This window comes from Bilophila sp. 4_1_30 (genome assembly GCF_000224655.1).
In the GTDB taxonomy this organism is placed as follows: Bacteria; Desulfobacterota; Desulfovibrionia; order Desulfovibrionales; family Desulfovibrionaceae; genus Bilophila; species Bilophila wadsworthia.
Genome location: NZ_JH114231.1, coordinates 274,441 through 276,685, shown reverse-complemented (window position 1 = coordinate 276,685; position 2,245 = coordinate 274,441). Strand labels below are relative to the sequence as shown.

Below are 2,245 nucleotides of genomic sequence, written 5' to 3'. Positions count from 1 at the left end.
TTTTTTTATTGGCACAACAACGCACAAAAGCTGCGTGGCGGGCCTGCCCACTATTGCTTGAGGCGGGAATCGTTTTTATCGACACAGGCAAAAGTCAACTCTGCCCTGCCCCCGCGCCATGTCGTTTCCGAAGTAAGGCTTTCGATGTACACTTCCTGATTGATGCTGTCGCAAGCCTGTTTCGCTTGGGCCACGACGTATTCCCGAGCGCCATTCGTTCCGCCCTGATACGTCATCAATTCAACGCTTAACGTATGCATCTGTCCATCGGTTACGGCAGGAGCGGAAGCGTTAGCTGCAGGGGCTTCAGAAACGGCCCCTTCAAGGCTTGAGGGGGTTCCCGTATCATTCGCGGCACAACCAGAGAGCAACAACAACGCAGCACCAATCACACCAAATCGTTTCATAGCATCATCCTGTTTCTATCAAAAAATACGGCTGAATGCCGCACTCTCCTCGATATGATTGAAGGCAACCGAGAAGCTATCCTGTGATAGTATCCGCAATTCATAGGCTTACGGTATAAAAAATGGACGCGTTGTCAAGTGGGCTATGCTGAAAACCATTCGGACTGGCGGGATTCTCACTGTAGGTCTTGGCGCGGAATTTGTTTTGAGTACTGTTATGGTTTTGAGAATTTTTGTTTAACTATTTTTGTTTATGTGGAAAGTTTTGTGTGTTGAGTGTATAAAAATTTACATAATTATAAATAATTATGAGCTATAACTAGGCCGCCTTAAATACAAAACACTCCATTCAAAAATCAACGTATGCATACCGTAACGCAGTGGCGCTCATTCCAAATAAAAACAGGTATACAACCCCCCTTAGCCTGTATTATAGTCTCCCGAATGGCATATTTTCCATGCTGTTTTTGTCCCTAAACAGCTCTCTTGAATACTGCTTCACTCTGCCCGACATAAGGGGAACGCCCATGCCCGGCAAGAAACGGATCGGCTTGTGTCGATTGCCGACATGGACGTTGCGGAGCTTAGAGGAGCATAAAAAGATGTTGCCGGATTCATATCGGCTGCATGGAGGATGAGATCGTGGAACCGTATTACGCAGGATGGCTCTCGCTGCTGCCGCCAGTTATCGCCATCACCTTGGCCTTGCTGACCAAAGAAGTCATTTCCTCTTTGCTGATCGGCATATTGACGGGAACGTTCATTTATTCCGTCGGGATGAATAGTGATGTCCTGTTCATGGGAACCATTGAATCGGCCTTTGACACTATGGCCAACAAGGTCGACTTCAACATCTTGGTTTTCTGTACGCTGCTTGGGGCTTTGGTCTACACCATTTCCATGGCGGGGGGGACGAGAGCGTACGGGAAATGGGCTACGCGCAGGATCAGGAGCCGAAAAGCCGCCCTGCTGTCCACCGGCGGGCTGGGAGCGTTCATTTTCATCGATGACTATTTCAATTGCCTTACCGTCGGTACGGTTATGAAACCTGTCACCGATTCCTACAAAATTTCTCGCGCCAAGCTGGCCTATATCATTGATGCCACTGCCGCGCCCATCTGCATCATCGCGCCTATTTCCAGCTGGGCCGCCGCGGTGGGAAGCAACCTCAGGACAACCGGGGCGTTCACCAGCGATTTTGCCGCGTTTGTTTCCACTATCCCCTATAACTTCTACGCCCTGCTCTCCATCGCTATGGTGGGCCTTATCTGCCTGACCAATTCGGATTTCGGCCCCATGCGCACAGCTGAGGAACGCGCTCAACACGGTGAGCTTGGCGCCATTGATGGAAGTTCCGAGAAGCAGGTTCAACCGGCGGAACGTGGGACCGTATGGGATATGTTGCTCCCCATCGGCAGCCTGATCGTTTTTGCCGTACTCGGCCTCCTCTATAGCGGCGGTTACTGGGGCAAGGATCCGGCGTTTCACACCATGGGCGCGGCCTTCGGCAACTGTACGGCCGCCAAGGCGCTTGTTTGGGCATCCGTCGGAGCCCTTACCGTTTCCTTCCTGCTTTTTGTTCCTCGCGGCCTTTTGTCTTTCAGGACATTTATGGACGGGGCCGTTGAAGGCATGAAGGCCATGCTGCCCGCCAACATCATTCTGGTGCTGGCATGGACGATCAGCGGTGTCTGCCGCGATCTTCTCCAAACGCCTATTTTCGTGCAGTCCCTTGTGGCGGACGGAGGCGTATCCGGGGCGTTCCTCCCCGCCATCGTGTTTTTGATTGCAGGCTTTTTGAGCTTCTCCACGGGCACGGCATGGGGGACCTTCGGCAT

At 51.8% G+C, this 2,245-nt stretch carries 2 protein-coding genes; one reads left to right on the top strand and one right to left on the bottom strand.

Annotation, left to right across the window (positions count from 1 at the left end; translation table 11 throughout):
- Window positions 1-50: 50 nt before the first annotated feature.
- Window positions 51-407, bottom strand: coding sequence for a hypothetical protein (locus tag HMPREF0178_RS01345; protein WP_009378401.1), 357 nt, complete (start codon window positions 405-407; stop codon window positions 51-53).
- 642 nt (window positions 408-1,049) lie between these two features.
- On the opposite strand from HMPREF0178_RS01345, the gene HMPREF0178_RS01340 reads away from it, so the two are divergent.
- Window positions 1,050-2,245 (top strand): Na+/H+ antiporter NhaC family protein (locus tag HMPREF0178_RS01340; protein WP_009378400.1); only part of this gene is annotated, 1,196 nt, incomplete at its 3' end.